The sequence below is a fragment of the Moorena sp. SIO4E2 genome (genome assembly GCF_010671945.1).
GTDB classification, from domain to species: domain Bacteria; phylum Cyanobacteriota; class Cyanobacteriia; order Cyanobacteriales; family Coleofasciculaceae; genus Moorena; species Moorena producens.
The window spans coordinates 1-1,845 of the sequence record NZ_JAAHIE010001050.1 but is presented as its reverse complement, the minus strand read 5'-3'; the positions used below and the strand labels follow the sequence as shown (position 1 = coordinate 1,845).

Below are 1,845 nucleotides of genomic sequence, written 5' to 3'. Positions count from 1 at the left end.
CATCAGCCTTTGTGAAAGCCGCCATGGCAATCTATGACATCATCATGTTCTTTGTTAATCGCGGTAGTCAGGTGCTGGAATTGGTAAATGCAGTTGTGGATGCCGTGAGTGCGATCGCATCTGGTGCTGTTGGTGGCGCAGCGAAGTTGGTAGAGAATGCTTTAGCGAAAGCTGTACCAGTGGTAATAGGGTTCTTGGCTTCGCTGTTGGGTATTGGTGGTTTGGCGAAGAAGGTTGAGAAGATTATTGGTAAGATTCGCGAGCGGATTGATCAGGCGATTGATAAGGTGTTGTTGAAGGCGAAGGGGTTGTTTAAAGGGAAGAAGGGTAAGGGTAATAAGGATGGTAAGTTTACTAAGAAAGATCGTAAAGCTGGATTAGCTGCTTTTGAAAAAACAGAGAAGGCATTTGCTAAAGATGGCACTATTGATCATCGATCTGCTGGTAAAGTTGCTAAGAGAGTAAAGCGAAATCACCCAGTATTTAGATCAATTAGTGTAGTTGATGGTGGCAATAGCTGGGATTATAAGTATGTTTTTAGAAACATCAAGAAAACATCTAATAAAAAGCAGGAAGAGCCTAAGGAAATGGAAAAGGTTAAAGTTCCGTTCAATATTCGAACTCGAAAATTTAAACCTACATCTTTCAGAGGACAGCTCAGACAGCAAGAACGTGGAATTAATGCAATGAAAATGAGTGATTGGTATGCCAATAGAAATCAATTCTTAATTACTAAAGCATCCAAGGGCTCAGGAAGAAGTGATGACAGTGCAAAGGATCAAAGAAGATTTCGCGAGATTATCAGGGCTCGAATCGTTGAACAACGCCTTAACAAGGCAATTGACAAAGGAGAATCAAAAGAAAAATCACTAAAAGAAGCTGAAGCTTTTGCTGATGCTTGGATGTCTAAAAATGCCGCACTTCATGGTCCTGATCAAATTGCAGGCGGTGGTAGAACTGTTATTGATACTGGATCAATTGATGTCAAAGATATAAACAATTCATCTGAATTCAAAACATTTAAAGCTCGAACAGGTTTAGTCGGTATGGGAAATACACGTATAAATTCATCAATAGGTTCACAATGGAAAAAGCGAATAAAATACATTGATGATGAGGTTAAAAAATCAAAATATAATGCTCACAGAAAAGGATTAAATATGAATGTTTCTCTTGAAGGTATAGAGATATAAGGTTGCTTAAAATATGGAAAATCAATCAAGCAATTTGCCGGCAGCAAACTTTGAATATTTTGTGGAATGCTACGGAAATCCTAATGGTCTAGTTTCTACAAAAGATGAGGAGCTAGCAGGTAAAAAGGATATTATACCCAGCAATTTGATTGTTTTTTGGAGAGAATATGGTTTTGGTAGCTATGCAGAGGGGTTGATATGGACTCATCCACCCAGTATTTTTGATGATTTGATTGAGGAATGGACGGGGTTATTACCTCATAAAGCTTCTTTAATTTTCAGAACATCTTTCGGTGATTTTTGTTTGTGGATACAGGGTAGAGCTTATTTATTTGATGTTCACGCAAGAAACGTTGACGAACTTACCGAAGATATTGGTTTCTTATTTGACTATATTCTTTGTAGAGAACAATTTTTAACAAATGTTTTAAGGTCAAATCTACATAGTCAAAGTGTAAGTAAACTAGGAAAATTGAAGGCGGATGAATGCTTCACCTTTGTCCCTGCAATTGCTTTGGGCGGCTCGGAAACAATAGAACATATACAAAAAGTTGAAATGCGTGAACACTTAGCTTTACTGGCTCAAATTTGAGCTACCACTAATGATGTATTGAATGGAGATAGTGCGATCGCGTGATCTTTTAGGTTGGGA

The 1,845-nt window shown here is 38.0% G+C and carries 2 protein-coding genes; both read left to right on the top strand.

The window, feature by feature from the left end; translation table 11 throughout:
• The coding region (locus F6K37_RS40490) for a polymorphic toxin type 15 domain-containing protein (protein WP_287256934.1) at positions 1–1,193 on the top strand (1,193 nt) is incomplete at its 5' end.
• Between the two features lie 13 nt (positions 1,194–1,206).
• Positions 1,207–1,785, top strand: coding sequence for a T6SS immunity protein Tdi1 domain-containing protein (locus F6K37_RS40485; protein ID WP_287256932.1), 579 nt, complete (start codon positions 1,207–1,209; stop codon positions 1,783–1,785).
• Positions 1,786–1,845 lie beyond the last annotated feature (60 nt).